At 50.7% G+C, this 1,820-nt stretch carries 1 tRNA gene and 2 pseudogenes; 1 reads left to right on the plus strand and 2 read right to left on the minus strand.

The annotated features are described in order from the left end of the window. Nucleotides 1–2 precede the first annotated feature (2 nt). Nucleotides 3–79 (plus strand) — tRNA-Met (locus OZD67_RS01765). A gap of 229 nt (nucleotides 80–308) precedes the next feature. Here OZD67_RS01765 and OZD67_RS01770 read toward each other — a convergent pair. Both OZD67_RS01770 and OZD67_RS06360 read right to left on the minus strand, forming a co-directional pair. Then, nucleotides 309–554 (minus strand): annotated as a pseudogene (locus tag OZD67_RS01770) (DDE-type integrase/transposase/recombinase); the annotation flags it as partial. A gap of 226 nt (nucleotides 555–780) precedes the next feature. Beyond that, nucleotides 781–1,260 (minus strand): annotated as a pseudogene (locus OZD67_RS06360) (integrase core domain-containing protein). Nucleotides 1,261–1,820 lie beyond the last annotated feature (560 nt).

Consider the following 1,820-nt stretch of genomic DNA (forward strand, 5'->3'; position numbering starts at 1 on the left):
ACCGCGGGGTGGAGCAGCCCGGTAGCTCGTCAGGCTCATAACCTGAAGGCCGCAGGTTCAAATCCTGCCCCCGCAACCAATGAATCCTGCACCAAGAACTTACTAAGAACGCCAGCGTCAGGATGATGCATGGCGCTCTTCCTGTTTGTCGCAAAAATAAGCATCGCAGCTAAATCCCCCTCAAGGAAAATCCCAAGCGTACCATTCTCCGGAAGAAGGCGGATCCGCGTGATCAGAGACCGGATCGCTTCCACCGTCTTCGTGTCGCTACCTGCCTTTTGAAGACTCTCGTGAAGTGTTGCTATCTTCTGCTGCGGATGACCCGGTTGCGTATAGATCAGGGTAATCCCATGCTTTTCCGCCCACGAAATCAACGTATGACTGACATATTCAAGGCCATTGTCCATTCGGACAGCTTCTGGTCTGTCACGCTACTCCATAACCTGTTCCAGGCAGTGGACAACGCGACAGGCCGGCAGGGAAAAATCAACCTCTATCGCCAGTCCTTCACGATTGAAGTCATCCAAAAGCCTGTCCGCCATAAAATCCATGGACCTTCCACGCCTTGATCCATTGGCACGGAACAGAAGGCCGGAAGGGAGGGAGGCAGGTCAGTTCGTCAGATCAGACGCCGGATGCGACCTTCCAGCGTGTTCGCCAGGCAAGGCCGACGTTTTCTGCTATTTCCTTCTGTCTACTCTCACCGCCTGCCATAGATTATCATCCACGATTTTGAGATGCGGGGCTGAGTGCCAGATGACCCTGCCCCGAAGCGTGCCCTCAGTTTTGAGTTAGGGTCGGTGGGTTGTTGTATGCCTTGCTGGCGTGTTGAGCGAAAGCCTCTGGCGTCATGCCATTGAGGCTGGTGTTGGGGCCTGAAGGCGTTGTAGTCAGCCCGCCATGCGTCGATAACCGATCGGGCGTGGCCGAGGTTACGGAACAGGTGCTCGTTGAGGAATTCGTCACGGAACCGGCCGTTGAAGCTCTCGACGAACCTGTTCTGCTGCGGCTTTCCCGGTGCGATATAGTGCCATAGCACTGACGGCTTCTGCTGCCAGGCCAAGATCGCGTTCTCTTTTTCAAGAGCCTTGAGCCGCCGCGCTTCCAACAACACCTCCATCCCGCTGTATTTCGACCGCAGGTGTAGAACGTCGCATCGCTGATCCCGTGCTGGTCGTATAAATCCGTAGCTGTCGCGCCCGCCTGATGCTCTTTCAGAAGCCCGATAATCTGGTCCTGCGTAAATCGCGCTTTCTTCATCGTCTGTCTCCAGTGGACAGACCTTACTTCAAATCAAGGGCACTTCAGGGGGCGAGGTCACTGGTTTACTGGTTTGCCGGGTTGGAGCGTGAGACGCGCTTGCCGGTAATGGGGCATTGATGAAGCGTTGTCGGTTCCATACCAGAACGTCCGCATAGTTCATTGTTCACGAGATTGAAGTTCGACCTCAGGGCTCAGTTACGTCATTGGGCGCGGCTTGCTTTATGCTTATCCGTTAACAGACGGGTTTCACCCGGTGAATTCGGTCGCCATAAATTCTGCAACAGAGCCCCTGTCCGAAAAATGGGGTTCATTTCTTATTTTTCGCATTCTCGTGGTCCGGTGGGGTGATCAGAGGTGGACTTTGTTCATTATAAAAAACAGCAAAGGGCAATTTTTTACATAATTTATTAACACATATTAAAATTTTAAAAACTTTTTTACATAATTATTTTGGCATCATGAAGAAAATAATAAAATAATTATAAATAAATATATATATTGTTTTTATATCGGAATATAAAAAAGTCGTTAACCTATTTTTATTGACTTTGGTCATT

Source organism: Wolbachia endosymbiont of Drosophila nikananu (genome assembly GCF_028981865.1).
Classification (GTDB): Bacteria; Pseudomonadota; Alphaproteobacteria; order Rickettsiales; family Anaplasmataceae; genus Wolbachia; species Wolbachia pipientis_B.